Origin of the sequence: Novosphingobium malaysiense, assembly GCF_000802225.1 — a bacterium.
In the GTDB taxonomy this organism is placed as follows: domain Bacteria; phylum Pseudomonadota; class Alphaproteobacteria; order Sphingomonadales; family Sphingomonadaceae; genus Novosphingobium; species Novosphingobium malaysiense.
The window spans coordinates 292,142-308,879 of record NZ_JTDI01000003.1 but is presented as its reverse complement, the minus strand read 5'-3'; the positions used below and the strand labels follow the sequence as shown (position 1 = coordinate 308,879).

General features: G+C 62.3%; 15 protein-coding genes. 13 read left to right on the top strand and 2 right to left on the bottom strand.

Going from position 1 to position 16,738, the window contains the following annotated elements; translation table 11 throughout:
• Window positions 1–170 precede the first annotated feature (170 nt).
• The 10 genes from LK12_RS09425 to asnB all read left to right on the top strand — a co-directional run bounded on the left by LK12_RS09425 (window position 171) and on the right by asnB (window position 10,071).
• Entirely contained in the window at window positions 171–1,451 is a 1,281-nt protein-coding gene (locus LK12_RS09425) for an NAD(P)/FAD-dependent oxidoreductase (RefSeq protein ID WP_039282628.1), read from the top strand.
• Window positions 1,452–1,463: 12 nt separating this feature from the next.
• Window positions 1,464–1,667 carry a YgaP family membrane protein gene (locus LK12_RS09420; protein WP_039282624.1) on the top strand — a complete coding sequence of 68 codons (204 nt, stop codon included), beginning with the start codon at window positions 1,464–1,466 and terminating at the stop codon, window positions 1,665–1,667.
• An 11-nt stretch (window positions 1,668–1,678) separates the two neighbouring features.
• Window positions 1,679–2,944 (top strand): TolC family protein, encoded by a 1,266-nt coding sequence (locus LK12_RS09415; RefSeq protein ID WP_039282621.1) that lies wholly within the window; start codon window positions 1,679–1,681, stop codon window positions 2,942–2,944.
• Window positions 2,941–3,864 (top strand): MBL fold metallo-hydrolase, encoded by a 924-nt coding sequence (locus tag LK12_RS09410; protein ID WP_039282618.1) that lies wholly within the window; start codon window positions 2,941–2,943, stop codon window positions 3,862–3,864. Before LK12_RS09415 ends, LK12_RS09410 begins: the two co-directional genes overlap by 4 nt.
• Before the next feature lie 10 nt (window positions 3,865–3,874).
• Window positions 3,875–4,657 (top strand): sulfite exporter TauE/SafE family protein, encoded by a 783-nt coding sequence (locus tag LK12_RS09405; RefSeq protein WP_039282614.1) that lies wholly within the window; start codon window positions 3,875–3,877, stop codon window positions 4,655–4,657.
• Between the two features lie 457 nt (window positions 4,658–5,114).
• Window positions 5,115–5,471 carry a hypothetical protein gene (locus tag LK12_RS09400; protein WP_156135439.1) on the top strand — a complete coding sequence of 119 codons (357 nt, stop codon included), beginning with the start codon at window positions 5,115–5,117 and terminating at the stop codon, window positions 5,469–5,471.
• Complete coding sequence (locus tag LK12_RS09395; RefSeq protein WP_039282611.1) at window positions 5,464–6,888, top strand: sodium:solute symporter family transporter; 1,425 nt, start codon at window positions 5,464–5,466, stop codon at window positions 6,886–6,888. The genes LK12_RS09400 and LK12_RS09395 overlap by 8 nt, the downstream gene beginning before the upstream one ends.
• On the top strand, window positions 6,885–7,007 hold the full coding sequence (locus tag LK12_RS25295; RefSeq protein WP_269430660.1) for a hypothetical protein: 123 nt from the start codon (window positions 6,885–6,887) through the stop codon (window positions 7,005–7,007). The genes LK12_RS09395 and LK12_RS25295 overlap by 4 nt, the downstream gene beginning before the upstream one ends.
• Window positions 7,004–8,095 (top strand): aspartate/ornithine carbamoyltransferase family protein, encoded by a 1,092-nt coding sequence (locus tag LK12_RS09390; protein WP_039282608.1) that lies wholly within the window; start codon window positions 7,004–7,006, stop codon window positions 8,093–8,095. Before LK12_RS25295 ends, LK12_RS09390 begins: the two co-directional genes overlap by 4 nt.
• A 29-nt stretch (window positions 8,096–8,124) precedes the next feature.
• The gene (gene asnB, locus LK12_RS09385; protein WP_039282605.1) at window positions 8,125–10,071 is read left to right on the top strand and encodes an asparagine synthase (glutamine-hydrolyzing); all 1,947 of its coding nucleotides are present in this window, start codon (window positions 8,125–8,127) and stop codon (window positions 10,069–10,071) included.
• A 15-nt stretch (window positions 10,072–10,086) separates the two neighbouring features.
• On the opposite strand, the gene LK12_RS09380 is transcribed toward asnB, so the two are convergent.
• Window positions 10,087–11,319, bottom strand: coding sequence for a Zn-dependent hydrolase (locus LK12_RS09380; protein WP_039282601.1), 1,233 nt, complete (start codon window positions 11,317–11,319; stop codon window positions 10,087–10,089).
• A 354-nt stretch (window positions 11,320–11,673) separates the two neighbouring features.
• On the opposite strand from LK12_RS09380, the gene paoA reads away from it, so the two are divergent.
• Genes paoA through paoC form a run of 3 tightly spaced genes read left to right on the top strand, consistent with a single transcriptional unit; the run spans window position 11,674 to window position 15,462 of the window.
• Complete coding sequence (gene paoA, locus LK12_RS09375; RefSeq protein ID WP_039282598.1) at window positions 11,674–12,306, top strand: aldehyde dehydrogenase iron-sulfur subunit PaoA; 633 nt, start codon at window positions 11,674–11,676, stop codon at window positions 12,304–12,306.
• Window positions 12,303–13,250 (top strand): FAD binding domain-containing protein, encoded by a 948-nt coding sequence (locus LK12_RS09370; protein WP_039282595.1) that lies wholly within the window; start codon window positions 12,303–12,305, stop codon window positions 13,248–13,250. Before paoA ends, LK12_RS09370 begins: the two co-directional genes overlap by 4 nt.
• Window positions 13,251–13,254: 4 nt before the next feature.
• Entirely contained in the window at window positions 13,255–15,462 is a 2,208-nt protein-coding gene (gene paoC / locus LK12_RS09365) for an aldehyde oxidoreductase molybdenum-binding subunit PaoC (RefSeq protein WP_039282591.1), read from the top strand.
• Between the two features lie 22 nt (window positions 15,463–15,484).
• On the opposite strand, the gene LK12_RS09360 is transcribed toward paoC, so the two are convergent.
• Complete coding sequence (locus LK12_RS09360; RefSeq protein WP_039282589.1) at window positions 15,485–16,561, bottom strand: zinc-binding metallopeptidase family protein; 1,077 nt, start codon at window positions 16,559–16,561, stop codon at window positions 15,485–15,487.
• Window positions 16,562–16,738 lie beyond the last annotated feature (177 nt).

The window sequence follows — 16,738 nt, the reverse complement described above, 5'->3', positions numbered from 1 at the left end:
AATTCCTTTTATTCAGTGTCGTGCAGCGCTGCTGCCAGCGCCCCACATTGCCCCTTGCGTATATTGCAAACTCATTATATTAGTCAAGCAATATACAGTGCGTTCCACTCGGGCCGCTTCCTCCTGACGAACATGTCAGGTGCGGGGACCTGACAACGGGAGAGCAAGACATGTCATTGCCCCAGATCATTATCCTTGGTGCCGGACTTGGCGGCACCATTGCAGCCTACGAAATTCGCGATGCCGTAAAAGGCAAGGCGGACGTTACGGTCGTTAACGACCAGGAAGATTACTGGTTCATTCCCAGCAATCCCTGGGTCGCCGTGCGCTGGCGCGAGCCGGAAGCCATCAAGGTCCACCTGCCGCCGATCATGAAGAAAAAGGGAATCGGCTTTACTGCGGTGGGCGCGAAGAAGGTGCATCCGCAGGAGAACCGACTCGAACTGAACGACGGCACGTCCCTGCACTACGATTATCTCGTCATCGCCACCGGCCCTGAACTGGCCTTTGACGAGATCGAAGGACTGGGTCCGGACGGGCACACGGTATCGGTCTGCAAGACCGATCACGCGACCGCCGCAGCAGACGCGTTCGAGCGCTTCTGCGCCGACCCCAAGCCGATCGTCGTGGGTGCCGTCCAGGGGGCATCCTGTTATGGCCCGGCTTACGAATTCGCGCTCATCCTCGACACCGAACTCAAGCGCCGCAAGATCCGCGACAAGGTGCCGATGACCTTCGTCACCGCCGAGCCCTATATCGGTCACCTCGGCCTGGACGGCGTGGGCGATACCAAGGGTCTGCTGGAAAGCGAACTGCGCGACCGCCACATCAAGTGGATCTGCAACAACCGCATCACCGGTATCGAAGACGGCATGATGCACTGCGAGGAACTGGCAGAGGACGGATCGGTAAAGGCCACGCACGATCTGCCGTTCGGCTATTCCATGCTGCTGCCCGCTTTCCGCGGAATCGATGCCGTGATGGGCGTGGAAGGCCTCGTCAATCCGCGCGGCTTCATCCTCGCGGACAAGCACCAGCGCAATCCCACCTTCAAGAACGTCTACTCGCTGGGCGTGTGCGTGGCGATCCCCCCGGTAGGCCCCACGCCGGTGCCGGTCGGCGTTCCCAAGACCGGATTCATGATCGAATCGATGGTCACCGCCATTGCCCAGAATCTGAAGCTCGAACTCGCCGGCAAGGAGCCTTCGGAAGAAGCCACCTGGAACGCGGTTTGCCTTGCCGACTTCGGTGATGGCGGCGTTGCCTTCGTCGCACAGCCGCAGATTCCGCCACGCAACCTGAACTGGTCTTCCAGCGGCAAGTGGGTCCATATGGCCAAGGTCGGGTTCGAGAAGTACTTCCTGCACAAGGTGCGTCGCGGCAAGAGCGAGCCGTTCTACGAGAAGCTGGCCATGCATGCCCTGGGCATCCGCAAGCTGCGGTTCAAGTAAAGGAGAGGATCGATGAATCTCGATGCAGCCGTTCTTCGTTTCGCAGGTATCGTCGTGCTCGCCAGCGTGCTGCTGTCGATCTACGTCAGTCCCTGGTGGCTTGCCCTCACGATCTTTGCAGGTCTCAACATGATCCAGGCGAGCTTTACCGGATTTTGCCCTGCCGCAATGATCTTCAAGAAGCTGGGTGTGAAACCCGGAAACGCCTTTCGCTGAGCGAGACACTTATGCGCCGCCTGTTTCTTCCCCTGGTCCCCCTGGCCTGCTTCGTCGCCTCTCCCTCCGCGTCGGCGCAGGACCTCGACGCTGCCATTGCCGATGCCCTGGCACATGCGCCGGCACTCGAGGCTGCCAAGGCGGATGAAGCGGCGGCGAAGGCCCGTCTCGATCGCGCAAAGGCGGAAAGCAATCCGCTCCTTCGGGTCGAGGGATCGGTCGGGACGGGCCGTATCGACAATGGCGGCTTCTTCGGCATCAAGGCCGCCAACACGACGCCCCTGGCGCTTCAGGGGACGGCAGAAATGCCGCTCTATGCCGGCGGTCGCATTTCCTCTGCCATCGACCAGGCCAGGGGCGGCGCGAAGATCGCCGGTTTCCAGGCGGAACATGCACGGCTGCAAACGATCGTCCAGGCCATTTCCGCCTACACCGAGGTGCTCACCGCGCGAAAACTGAACGCGCGCTATGCTCAATTGGTCAAGGAATTGACCGAAGTCGCACGTCAGGCCGGTCTGCGCTTCAAGGCGGGGGAAATCACCAGTTCGGAACTGGCGCAGGCCCGGGCCAGAAAGGCCGAAGCCGAGGCAGGAAAGGCTCACGCCGAAGGACGATTGGCAGCCGCTCAATCCGCGTACGAGCGCCTGACCGGAAAGCCTGCAGGCGATCTCGCCCCCCTGCCGGGCCTGCCGCGCACGCCGCCCACGCTCGATGAGGCGCTGGACCTTGCTCGCACGTCGAACCCGTCGCTACGCCAGGCGAAGGCCGCGGTCGATGTCGCCAAGGCGGGCGTGCGCGCCGCCAAGGCGGAGGGCATGCCGCAGATCGGGGCGTTCGCTGAAGCGGCCCACGTGCGCGACCAGTTCTTCCCCGACTACCGGGCGGATTCCTTCTCCGTCGGCGTTCGCGGGCGCTGGACGCTGTTTGCCGGCGGCCGCGTGGCATCGCAAACGCGCGCTGCCTGCGCCGAAGTCGATGCCAGCGAGGCACGTCTACGCCAGGCAGACCAGAACCTCACCGGTATGGTCATAGACGCCTGGACCGGCCTCGCAACGGCGCAGCGCATGGTCGACGCCACCCGCCTGCAGACCGAGGCGGCGACCGAAGCGCTGCGCGGACGCAAACTCGAAGCGCAAGTGGGCTCCGTGCCGGTACTGCCCGTACTCGATGCGGAGCGCGAGGCCATCAAGGCCGAAGCGGCACTGCTTGAAGCCAAGGGGCAACGTCTGGTCGCCGCCTGGCAACTCAACGCTCTCACCGGAATTATTGAACAATGACCGATACTCCCACCGAAACCGCGACAGCCCAGGTCAGATCGGCAATCTCTTCCGGCGAGGCGCCTGTAGTCCGCACGTTCTTCGACGAAGCGACATTTACCGCAACGCACGTCGTGCACGACCCGAAAACGCGGCGGGCGGCAGTGATCGATTCCGTGCTCGATTTCGACCAGCCCTCCGGCCGTACGAGTCACGCCTCGTCTGATGCTGTCATCGACTACATTCGTGCAGAGGCTCTGACGGTGGATTTCCTGCTTGAGACCCATGCCCATGCCGACCACCTCTCCGACGCGCCCTACATCCAGAAAGTGCTCGGCGGGGCGCTGGCCATAGGCGGCGAAATCCGCACCGTGCAGGAAACGTTTGCGAAGATTTTCAACGAACCGGCCAGCTTTGCGCATGATGGGTCGCAGTTCGACAGGCTGATGCGTGATGGCGAACGCTTCACCGTCGGCGGGATCGACGCAATTGCGCTGCACGTCCCCGGCCACACCCCCGCCTGCATGGCCTATGTCATCGGCGATGCCGTATTTGTCGGCGACACACTCTTCATGCCCGACTACGGAACTGCCCGGGCAGACTTTCCCGGGGGTGACGCACGCACGCTGTTTCGCTCGATCCGTCGGCTGATGCAGTTGCCCGACGAGACGCGCGTGTTTCTATGCCACGACTACAAGGCGCCTAACCGCGACGAATTCGTCTGGGAAACCACCATGGGCGCAGAAAAGACCGGCAACGTGCACGTTCACAAGGATGTGAGCGAGGACGAATTCGTCGCCATGCGCGAAGCACGTGACGCGACATTGGGAATGCCGCGCCTGATCCTGCCGTCGCTGCAGGTGAACATCCGAGCCGGTCACATGCCGGAGCCCGAAGAAAACGGCGTCAGCTATCTCAAGCTGCCGCTGAACCTGCTTTAAGGCTCGTGGCGTGACCGAACTGCAATATCTGCTGGGCGGCCTGAGCGGCATCCTCGTCGGCTTCACGCTCGGTCTCGTCGGCGGCGGCGGATCGATCCTCGCGGTTCCGCTGATGGTCTACCTGGTCGGCGTAAAAAGCCCCCACCTCGCCATCGGCACCAGCGCGCTCGCGGTTGCGGTCAATGCCCTTGCCGGAGTGTGGAACCACGCCCGTTCGCGCAACGTCAACTGGCGGTGCGGCGCGGTTTTCGCGTCCGCCGGGATCGTCGGCGCGTTCGCGGGATCGACGCTGGGCAAGGCTTTCGACGGGCAGCAACTACTGTTCCTGTTCGCCCTGCTGATGCTGGTAGTGGCCTTCGCCATGTACCGCGGGCGCAAGGACGCCGGCGAAGAAGGCGTGACCTGCAACAGCGACAATCTCCCCAAGGTATTGAGTTTCGGCTTCGGTACCGGAGGCCTTTCCGGGTTCTTCGGCATTGGCGGGGGGTTCCTGATCGTGCCTGCCCTCGTTGCATCGACCTCGATGTCCGTATATCGCGCCGTCGGCACCTCGCTGATCGCTGTGACCGCCTTCGGGCTTACGACCGCGGCCAACTACGCCTGGTCCGGTCTGATCGACTGGCCGCTGGCCGGCACCTTCATCGGCGGTGGTATCGTCGGCACCGGACTCGGGGCTCTAGTGGCGCGGCGGCTCGCTAAGGCCAAGGGCCGGCTCAACACCGTTTTCTCGGTGCTTATCGCCTGCGTTGCCGTCTACATGCTCTACAAATCCGCACTCGCATTCATGGGCTGAGAGACGCCAGTAATCGGCTGCCACCTCAACAACATCCCGAGAACGTCGCGTTCGCGAGACGCTGTCCCGATGAAAATCCGCCCCCTGCATGAAGATCCTGGAGCCGAACAAGTGTGTTCGCGACGACGTTTCACATCAGACCTGCGAATACGCCACCACGAACGCTTCGACGATCTATTCGCCGGGCGGTTGGGGACTGCTCGCATATGGGCGGTTCCCTCGCCTAGCTCTATTTGGTAGGCACCGGCCTCTTTGAGCACACCAGCAAGAGCACCGGCAGGCCGGCCGGCAGGACGGAAAAGGGACAATCTCACGCAGCCGCCATAATCTCGCCCCTGGCCGATTGCAGACCGCGGGCTGTCCGTTTCGCTCATCGGCACATGGCCGTCGAAGTCTGGTTCGCGTCCGTGCGCTGATCATTTTCGCGGCACTTTTCGCTGCCATCTTTGCTTTGGCGGTGCCCGCCCATGCAGCAGCGCATTTCGAGGGCCCTTCCGAACTCACCAGCGATGCCGGCCACGCGATGCTCGAATGGCAATCGGACAGCCCCGTTTCGCTCGAGATTTCGACTTCTCCAGACTTCAGCAAAACCAAGCAGCTATATGCCGGCTCGGCCCACCGCTACTTCCTGTCGGGACTGGCCAACGGCGACTACTATCTTCGCCTCAAGACGCTCGAGGGGCAGACATCCACTCCGCTGCTCGTCTCCGTCGTACACCAGTCGCTCAACCGCGCGCTGTTTCTCGTAGCGATCGGAGCGCTGGTGACGCTTGCCGTCGTGATCACCATTCTGAGAGGCGCGCGCGATGAATGAGGCTGCCGCCATTCTGCCGCCCACTGTCGGCTGGATACTCCTTGCCCTTTTCAGCGCTCTATGGGTCGGCCTCGGCTTCTATTGGGGCCGGCGCAACAAGAGCTTCGAGGATCACGCACTTGCCGGACGCAATATCGGCCTCGCACTCGGGTCGGCGACGGCGGCGGCAACCTGGATCACCTCTAACACGACCATGCTCGCTCCACAGTTCGCGCTGGAACTCGGAGTCTGGGGCATGCTCGCGTACACGACCGCGAGCTTCGGACTGTTCCTGTTCGCGCCGATGGCAGGCCGAATTCGCAAGCTCATGCCCACGGGGTACACGAGCGGCGATTTCTTTCGCCTGCGCTACGGCCGAACGGCGTGGTCCATCTTCATGGTCTACACGCTGTTTTATTCGCTTACCTGGCTGGTCAGCATGGCAATGGCCGGCGGCATCCTGCTGAATGCACTCTCGGGCATTCCCTATGCCTGGGGCATGACGGTCATTCTTGGGGTCTGCGTGGCCTATACCATGCGCGGCGGACTCGCCGCGGTGATCGGCACCGACTTCATCCAAAGCCTAATCATCATCGTCGGCGTCGTGATCGTCGGCTTTGCGGTCCTCTCCCACGTTTCGGTGGACGAGATTCATCACAATCTCGAAGCGACCCGCCCCGCCCTGCTCAACGTTCTGTTTCCTGCCGCGATCATGGCTATTTTCAACAATCTGCTGTTTGGTCTGGGGGAGGTGTTCCACAACAACGTGTGGTGGAGCCGCGCCTTTGCGTTCCGTGACGGTGTGGGTGGAAAGGCCTTCGCGCTGGGCGGGCTAATCTGGTTCCCCATCCCCGTAGCCGCTGGCTTCATCGCCCTGGCATCAGGTGCGCTTAACGTCCCGGTGCCTGCCGCCGACATGGTAGGCCCGCTGGTTGTGGCCGACGTGCTGGGTGAATTCGGGGCGATTGCGATCTTCATCGTCGTGTTCTGTTCACTGGCATCAAGCCTCGACAGCCTACTCGCAGCGACATCCGACCTGATTACCGAAGATATCTACCGCAAACTGATGCGCCCCGACGCGCCGCTCGAAACGTTGAAAAAGGTAGCGCAGTATGTGACCTTGGCGCTCGGCCTGTTCACGTGGGCTGTCTGCCTGCCGCGTATCGGCACGCTGGCTTCGGTCCTGTTCTTCGCCGGCCCTCTTGTGGGCTCGATGATCTGGCCGATCGTCACCGGCCTTTACTGGCGCAGGGCCAGCACGGTCGGAGCCGTGGGGGGAATGCTGCTGGGTGCAGGCGTTGGCCTCGTCTGCTATTTTGCAATCGGCTGGTACGTGGCGACACTGATCGCCACCGCCGTGTCGATGGTATGGGTGCTGGCTTGCGCCCACTTCTCGAAAGCCCGGTTCGACTGGGCAAAATTGAGTGAGGCAGCATGACCTTTTCAGCCGGATTCCTCACGATCATCATTTACGGCGCACTGATCTGGTGCGCCCTGACCGGCCTCGGCCTTGCCACCCTCCTCGTCCGTGATCTCAAGAACGGTGATATCTGGTGACTTTGCCCGCATCCCAAGTCGAACATCAGGCCGACTCCGAGCGCAAGGCGGGAGTAATCGGCAATTGTCCGGACCCCGCCGGTCTGCTGCGGCACGAGCCCAAGCTGCGTCTCGACCTTCTGGAACGGATGCACGACACGTCGGTCCTCTCTGCCGCCCAGTTCGGCCGCGACGTGCTGTGCGAACTGATGAAGCTCGCCGCCTACCTGCAGCTCAAGCGCTTTCCGGTAATGCATGCGCTGGAAGACAAGATCATGGCCGCAGCGTTCTTCGAGCCAAGCACACGCACCCGCCTGTCGTTCGAGAGCGCCATGCTGCACCTGGGCGGCCGGACGATCAGTGTGGCCGATGCCAAGACCACCGGCGTCGCCAAGGGGGAATCGCTGCGCGACATCGGCCAGATGTTCAATTCCTACGCCGATGTCGTTGCCGTGCGCCACACCGAGCAATCTGCCATCGACGAACTTTGCGAGTACTTGCGCATCCCGCTGCTCAACGGCGGAAACGGGTCGGACGAACATCCGACGCAAGCTCTCGCTGACTGGTACGCGCTGCTGAAGTGGCGGCCCGAGATCGCCTACGGTGAAATCCCGGAACAATTCCGCCTCAACATCGGCATCATCGGCACGCCCGGCAACATGCGCACGGTGAAGAGCTTCCTGATGCTGGCCCTGCTGTTCCCCGAGAACATCAGCCACATCACCATCTTCTCCGAAATGGCCGACCCGCTGGGCGAGGAAATCCGCGAACTTACCAACGCCAGCCCGATCGGGATCGACTTCTCGCAAAACCTCAAGCAGAGCCTCGAATATCTCGACGTTATCTACATGAATGCTATCGCCTATCTGGGCGATGGATACCGCTTTTTCGGTGACGCGTTCTCGCTGGACAAGGACAGCAAACTGAAGCCGGATACGGTGATCCTGCATCCACTGGCCCGCGGCGAAGAGCTCGACACCAGCCTCGATAACACCCAGCACAATCTCTATTTCAACCAGGCAGACGGCGCCGTGTGGATCAGACAGGCGCTGCTCCTCGCCATTTTCGGGCGAGTGGGTGACATCGTGCCGGCCGAATACCTCGCTTGAAGCTCTAATCAGTTTAAGGAACGCAGACGATGTGTGGCATCGCCGGGCTCTGGAGCCCAACCCGCTATTCCGAGAATACAGACGGCTATGCCGCGAAGATGGCGGATACGCTGTACCATCGCGGCCCCGACGGCCGCGGTTTCCACTTCGATCCGGAAGACGGGCTGGCGATGATCCACACGCGCCTTTCCATCATCGGCCTCAATTCCGGCGACCAGCCGATCTACGGCCGCGAAGAGGACGGTACCGGCGGCCTCGTCCTCACTGCCAACGGCGAGTTCTACGACTACAAGCGCCTACGCGGCCTGCTGCGGACCGACGGGTACGAATTCAACACCAAGTCGGACAGCGAGATCGCGCTCAAGCTCTATCACAAACACGGGCTCGACTTCGTCGATCACCTGCGCGGCGAATTCGCTTTCACGATCTTCGACAAGGAAAAGCAGCAGCTCATCCTGGTGCGCGACCGGTTCGGCATCCGCCCGCTGTTCTACCACCTGGGCGACAACGGATTCTTCTGGGGCTCGGAAATGAAGGCCATGCTGGCCCATCCCGACGTCTCTCGCGAAGTCTGCCCCAAGGCGCAGCTGCACCAGATGATGCAGGTGATGGTCCCGGGCATGACCCTGTTCAAGGACATCCAGGCGCTGAAGCCCGGCCACATGCTCATCGTCACCCGCAAGGGCGACGACTTCGAGATGGAAGCGCGCCGCTACTGGGACGCCGAATTTCCGCTGGATGGCCAGCATGACCAACTGCCCGACGAAGAGCACATCGAGAACGTGCGCGCCGCGCTGGTGGAATCGATCACGTTCCGCCTCGAAGCCGACGTGCCGGTCGCCTGCTACCTCTCCGGCGGCATCGACAGCTGCTCGATCATCGGCATGGCCGCCGCCATCCAGCAGTCGCCGGTCAAGGCCTTCACCATATCCTTCGACGACGACCGCTACGACGAAGCCCACATCGCCACCGAAATGGCCGAAAAGGCCGGGGCCGACCAGGACATCCTCAGCCTCAAGGCGGAAGACCTCTACGGCAAGAACTTCGAGGACGCGGTCTATTATTCGGAGCGGACCTTCTACAACACGCTCGGCGTCGCCAAGATGCTGATGAGCCGCCACGTGCGCGACGTCGGCTACAAGGTGGTGATCACCGGCGAAGGGTCCGACGAACTGTTCGGCGGCTATGCCCAGTTCAAGGCCGACCTGTTCCTGCACGATCCCGAATACGCCGCAACACCCGCGGCCGAGGAAATGCGCAAGCGCAATGCCATCTTCTCCGGCTCGGTTCTGGCCGAAACGCAGATATCGCATCCGGCGTTCGAGGAAGTCATGGGCTTCACGCCCAGCTGGATCCAGCCGTGGATGCTCACACTGGAGCGGATCAAGCCGCTGCTCTCGGACGCGTTCAAGGAAAAGCTGGGCGACTACGATCCCATCGCCGCCATCGCCTACAGCCTCGACAAGTCGATGCTCGACGGGCGTCATGTGCTCGACAAGGTCCAGTATTCGTGGATCAAGACCATGCTGGAAGGCCAGATCCTCAACTGGGGCGGAGACCGCGTGGACATGGCCAACAGCCTGGAAAGCCGCCCGGCTTTCCTCGACCACCACGTCGCCGAAATGGCCATGCGCATCCCACCGCATGTTCGCGTGCGCGACGGCATCGAGAAATGGGTCGTGCGCGAGGCGATGAAGCACGTGCTTCCCGAAGTGCTCTACAAGCGCGAGAAGTTCGCCTTCATGGCCCCTCCGGCGCATACCGACAAGAAGAAAGCGGCCGAGATCGACAAGCTCATCGCCAAGTGGCTGTCACCTGAAAAGATCGCCAGGCACGGCATCTTCGACGAGAAAAAACTCACGGATTCGATCGAGGAATACCGCAAGTCGGACGATCACGCCGCGAATACCCGCAAGGACATCATTCTCAATCACGCTATCGCCCTGCATGCGATGGAGGATCTGCTGGGGGTCTGAAGGCCCCCTTCCCCCTCACCCGCAGGCCAGATCGGTCACGCACTCATACAAGAGTTGCGCCCCGCGCTCGCAGTCCGACCAATGTGTCCATTCGTCGGGCGCGTGACTGATCCCGCCAACGCTGGGGACGAAGAACATTGCGGCCTTGGTGTACCCGCAGAAGAACTGGACGTCGTGCCCGGCACCGGAAGGCATGATCTTGTAGCTGTAACCAAGTTCTTTCGTCTTCGTCTCGATCAGGTTCATCAGGTCCTTGTCGCAATAGGCAGGCGAGAGCCAACTCATCTCCTCGTATTCGAACTTGAGCTTGTGACGCCGCGCGATGGACGACAAAACCCGCCGGCACGAGTTGGAAAGCATGCGCATCGCTTCCTCGTCGAGATCGCGCCCGACAATGGTGAAATCAACCTCGCCCGGCACCGTGTGCGGGAAGCCCGGCTTGCACTCGACATGGCCGATGGTGATGCGGCTGCGCTCGGTGCCTTCCTCTTCGATTATGCGCGGGATCTCGTGGGCGAAATCGACCATGCCCATGAGCGCGTCGGCTCGCATGTCCATGGGCGCCGTCCCCGCGTGGTCGGCCTTGCCGATCAGGCGGCAATTCCACTTGAACACCCCCGAAATGCCCTCGACGATCCCGATCGTCGTCTTTTCGGCATCGAGCACCGGGCCCTGTTCGACATGCAGTTCCAGAAAGGCCTTGATGGTTTCCGGACGGCGATAGGCATGGAGCGCCTTGTGGTAGTCCAGGCCGACGGCAGACATGGCATCGGCCAGACGGTTGCCGCGTTCGTCCGCCGCCCGTTCCAGCCAGTCAAGCGTGAGATGGCCCGTCAGCGCCTGAGCGCCGAGCATGCCCCCGAAGCGCCCTTCTTCCTCGGCCGTGGCGATCACTTCCACGGGAAAATCCGGAACGATGCCGTTGTCCTGCATGGTCCGCACGACTTCCAGACCGGCAATCACGCCCAGCACGCCGTCGAAGATACCTCCGGCGGGCACGGAATCGATGTGTGACGCGATGATGATGGCGGGTCGGTCCGCTGGGCCATAGCGGCCCATCACATTGCCGGCGCCGTCGACCTCGTGGGTCATGCCCAGCGCCTCGAACTGCTCGCGCAGCCAGGCGCGGGCCTCCATGTCGGCCGCGCTGAAGCCCTGCCGGTAGACGCCCCGATCTTCCTCATTGAAACCGAACTGTGAAATCGCCGTGATGTCGCGTTCAATGCGTTCAATGTTGACCGTGGCCACGTCCTCTCCTGTTGTTGCTCGAGGGCTGCATAGCGCTTGCCGGTCGGATTGGACAAGGTGTGGTGCTCAATCGCATGCGGCCAAGGCTGCGCCTACCGCACCTGCGAAAAGCAAGCCTCGTCGACAAATTCCCGGCTTGCGGCAAAAACCTCACGAAGCGATTGACCTCGCCACTGCGATGCAGCAAGAACGAGTTGGTATTACCTATCTTCAGGAACTTAATACCATCCCGCGCGTTTGATCATGTCGGGTACATGTTGCCGACATCCCAATTTCCGCTCGCAAGCGCGTCCATGACCGCACTGCCAAGGGGAAGATCCACCCCCGGAACCTACAACCGGAGATCGCAGACAGATGACTGAATTCGAGGCATTCAAGGTATCGAGACGCGGCGTTCTTGCCGGAGGAACGGTCAGTGTCGCTGCGACCTCGGTCCCGGTCGTGCGGGCACGCGCGGCTGCTCAGCCCGCGACGCCGACGGTTCCCGTCTCGCTGACGGTGAATGGAAAGGAGCACAAGCTCAGCCTCGATACGCGCACGACCCTGCTTGATGCGCTGCGCGAGCACATGAGGCTGACCGGCACCAAGAAAGGCTGCGATCACGGCCAGTGCGGAGCCTGCACGGTGATGGTCAACGGCACCCGCATCAATTCCTGCCTGTCCTTTGCAGTCATGCACGAAGGCGACGAGGTTACCACCATCGAGGGCCTGGGAACTCCGGACGCCCTGCATCCGATGCAAGCCGCTTTCGTCAAGCACGACGGCTACCAATGCGGCTATTGCACCCCTGGCCAGATTTGCTCCGCCGTCTCTGTACTCGAGGAAATCCACAGAGGCGTGCCCAGCCATGTCACCGAGGATCTCGAAGGCCCGATGCAGCCGACGAACGTGGAAATGCGCGAGCGCATGAGCGGCAACATCTGCCGCTGCGGAGCCTATTCCAACATTGCGGAGGCCATGGCCGAGGTAGCCGGAGGGAAAGCATGAAGGCCTTCACCTACGAACGTGCCGCCAGCCCCGCCGAAGCGGCCAAGGCTGTTGCCAGTACCCGCAATGCCAAGTTCGTTGCAGGTGGAACCAACCTCATCGACCTGATGAAGCTGGAAGTCGAAGCGCCCACCCATCTCGTGGACGTGAACGGTCTGGGGCTCGACGAAATCACGCCGACCGAGGACGGCGGGCTGCGCATCGGCGCCCTGGTGCGCAACACGGATTGCGCTGCCGACGAGCGGGTCCGACGCGATTATGCAGTGCTGACCCGGGCTATCGTAGCCGGCGCGTCCGGACAGTTGCGCAACAAGGCAACGACCGGCGGCAACCTGCTGCAGCGCACGCGATGCCCCTATTTCTACGATACCAACCAGGCCTGCAACAAGCGCAGGCCGGGCTCGGGCTGCGCCGCTATCGGTGGAGCCAGCCGCCAGCTCGGTATCGTCGGCGTGAGCGACAAGTGCATCGCGACGTATCCCGGCGACATGGCAGTCGCCCTGCGCGTTCTGGATGCGGTAGTCGAAACGGTGAAGCCCGACGGGACCAGCCGCGCGATCCCGTTCGCCGATTTCCATCGTCTCTGGGGTGACACGCCAGAGGTCGAGACGGCCCTGGAGCCGGGGGAATTCATCACCGCGGTTACACTGCCCAAGCCTCTCGGCGGCAAGCATCTCTACCACAAGGTCAGGGATCGCAGGTCCTATGCCTTTGCACTCGTATCGATCGCAGCCGTGGTCCAGCCCGACAGGACCGGGCGTGTGGCTGTGGGCGGGATCGCGCCCAAGCCGTGGCGGGTCGCTGCTGCCGATGCTGCCTTGCCTGACGTCGCTGCCGCCGCCCGCGCCCTGACCGCCGGTGCCACGCCGACGGAAGACAACAAGTTCAAGATCGCTCTCGTCGAACGTACGCTCGCCGGGGTGATGGCGGAAGCCAGGAGCTGATCGCATGAAATTCGATTCACCGGCAAAGACCAATCCTATCGATCGGCTAAAGGTCGTCGGCAAGCCCACGCCTCGCATCGATGGCCCCCTGAAGACCACGGGCACGGCTCCCTACGCCTACGAGCGCCACGACGTGGCGGCAGGACAGGCCTACGGCTACGTGCTGGGCGCGGGAATCGCCAAGGGGCGCATCAAGTCGATGAACCTTGCCCACGCAAATCAGGCGTCAGGCGTTATCGGCGTGCTGAGCACGCTCGACCACGAACCCGTGCCGCTGGGGCCCTCCAATACCGCAAACCTCTTCGGCGGGGCGGAAGTCCAGCACTATCACCAGGCCATTGCCCTCGTTGTCGCCGAAACCTTCGAGCAGGCGCGCGCCGCGGCGCACCTCATTCTCGTCGATTACGAACGCGAGAAGGGCCATTTCGATCTGGCCGAACTCGCGCCCGCTGCTCCGCTTGCGAAAGATGGCAAGGGCAAGCCAAAGGTGGAGAACTTCGGAGATTTCGATAGCGCCTTCGCCAGCGCCCCCGTTTCCATCGATGCCGTCTATACGACGCCCGACGAAACCCATGCGATGATGGAGCCCCATGCCACCGTTGCCGCCTGGGACGGCGACAACGTCACGGTCTGGACGTCCAACCAGATGATCCAGTGGGGCAAGCGTGACCTTGCCAAGGCGCTCGGCATCCCCCGCGAAAATGTCAGGCTGGACTCGCCCTTCATCGGCGGCGGCTTCGGGGGCAAGCTGTTCATACGGTCCGATCTGGTCGTGGCGGCGCTTGCGGCGCGCCGGTTTCACAGGCCGGTGAAAGTCACACTGCAGCGTCCGCTGATCATGAACAACACCACGCACCGCCCGGCAACGATCCAGCGTATCCAGCTTGGCGCGGAACGCGATGGCAGGCTGACTGCCATCTCGCATGAGAGCACCTCGGGCAACCTGCCCGGAGGCAAGCCGGAAAGCGCCGTCAGCCAGACACAGCTATTCTATGCCGGCGCCAACCGCAGGACTGCGATGCGACTGGCCGAACTCGATCTTCCCGAAGGCAATGCCATGCGCGCGCCGGGTGAAGCGCCGGGGCTCATGGCGCTTGAAATTGCCATGGATGAACTGGCGGACAAACTCGGAATGGACCCGGTCGACCTACGCATCGTCAACGATACGCAGGTCGACCCGATGAACCCGGACCGACCTTATTCCTACCGTGATCTCGTCGGCTGTCTTCGCCGCGGGGCCGAGGTGTTCGGATGGCACGAGCGCAGCGCCCAGCCCGGCACTAACCGACAGGGGCGCTGGCTGATCGGTCACGGCATGGCAGCAGGTTTCCGCAACAACATCCTCACCAAGTCGGCGGCTCGCGTCAGGCTTGCCGCCGACGGCCGGGTGACGGTGGAAACCGACATGACAGACATCGGCACGGGCAGCTACACGATCATCGCGCAGACCGCCGCCGAGACGATGGGCGTGCCGCTCGAGCAGGTCAGCGTCGAGCTGGGCGATTCCGACTTCCCGATATCTGCCGGATCCGGCGGCCAATGGGGCGCCGTCAATTCGACTGCCGGCGTCTATGCAGCCTGCGTCAAGCTGCGCGAAATGGTCGCGCAGAAATTGGGCGCGAACGGCGAGGACATCGTCTTTGCCGACGGCAGGGTCGAAGTTGACGGCCGCTCGTTCGCGCTTGGCGATGCTGCATCCGGTGGCGAACTGGTGGCCGAAGACGCCATCGAGTACGGCGATGTCGACGAGACCCACCAGCAGTCCACTTTTGCTGCCCACTTCGTGGAGGTGGCAGTCGACGCCTTCACGGGCGAGACCCATCTCAAGCGCATGCTGGCTGTCTGCTCGGCAGGGCGCATCCTCAATCCGGTATCCGCGCGTAGCCAGGTCATCGGCGCCATGACGATGGGCGCGGGCGCGGCGCTGAGCGAGGAACTGGCCGTCGACAAGCGGTTCGGCTTTTTCGTCAACCACGATCTGGCCGGCTACGAGGTGCCGGTCCATGCCGACATCCCCCACCAGGAGGTCATTTTCCTGGACGAGACCGATCCCTGGTCTTCGCCGATGAAAGCGAAAGGCGTGGGAGAACTTGGACTTTGCGGTGTGGGCGCCGCGATTGCCAATGCCGTCTACAACGCCACCGGCGTACGCATTCGCGACTACCCTCTTACTCTCGACAAGTACCTGGACCGCCTGCCGAAGGTCACGTGACGGTGACGCCTGACGGCTGACCCTATCCGTCGAGCCGGTTGTTGCCGATGAGCCGCGCGATGTAATCGAGCTTGACGACGATCGCATCGGAGAGCGCGAAGGGATAGAGATCGTCCTTGCCCATGCTGCGGTTCATCGCGTTCATCGCGAAGGCCAGCGGCTCCATGTGGCTGGCCAGCTTTGCGGCATTGGCACGATAGGGATCGAAAGCGAGATCCACCGCCTGCACTTGCGCCGCGTCCGGCACCTCGAGCGAGAGATCGAGCGCGTTCGCCGTCGCCAGAACGTCCACAATGTGCAGGTAGTGCGCCCAGGTCTCGGCAAAGTCCTCCCACGGGTGCGACGTCGCATAATGGCTGACGTAGGCATCGGTCCAGATCTTGCCGCTGTCGGCATAGTAGGCGCTCAAGGCTTCCTCGTAGTTCCTCCGTTCATCGCCGAACACCGAACGGAACGCCTCGAGTTCCTGTTGATCGTTCTGCACCAGTCGCGACCAGTAGTGATGGCCTACCTCATGACGGAAGTGACCCAGTAATGTGCGATACGGCTCGCCCATCGCGGCGCGCATTCGTTCGCGTTCGGCATCGTCTGCTTCTATCAGGTTGAGAGTGATCACTCCGCCATCGTGACCAGTCAGGATCTGCGTCTGGCCCATGGTTTCCGCGGCTGGATCGTGGAGAAAATCGAAGGCTAGCCCCTGCCGCCCCGGCGCCTCCTGCGCCTTGGTCTCAAGCGGCAGGCCCAATCGTATCAAGGTGTGGATTAGCCGTCTCTTGGCCGCTTCCACCTTGGCCCAGCGCTGCGGAACGCTGGCGTCGGTGAGATCTGGAATGGTGCGATTGTGGCAGCATGCACGACACATGTGCGTCGGCGCATCGACGTCCACAAGCCAGTTGCAGATCCTGAAGTCATTGTTGTTCGCACAAACCACGACGTCCGAAATCCCGCCGTGGGCATCGCGCCAGACAGTCGCGCCGTCGGCCAGAAAGCGGAACGCGTCGATAGCGGGGTCGTAACCCAGCGTCGCCCTGCAGGAGTGGCAGAGACGGGCTTCAAAATGGATCGGTGAATGGCAATTGGGACAAGCGAAGGCGCGCATGGCAGTCCTGTTCAGCAGTTTCGCACATGCGAACGTCTGGAGGGTGTGCCGCGTTCCCCAAACCTGCTTTGGAGCAGGCAGGAAACCGATGGGAAAAATGAATAACGCACTGCCTTTAAATTCGTGGAGAACCTGAAGCCTCCTCGCGTGTTTGCCTTTGGGGATGCCCGCCATCTT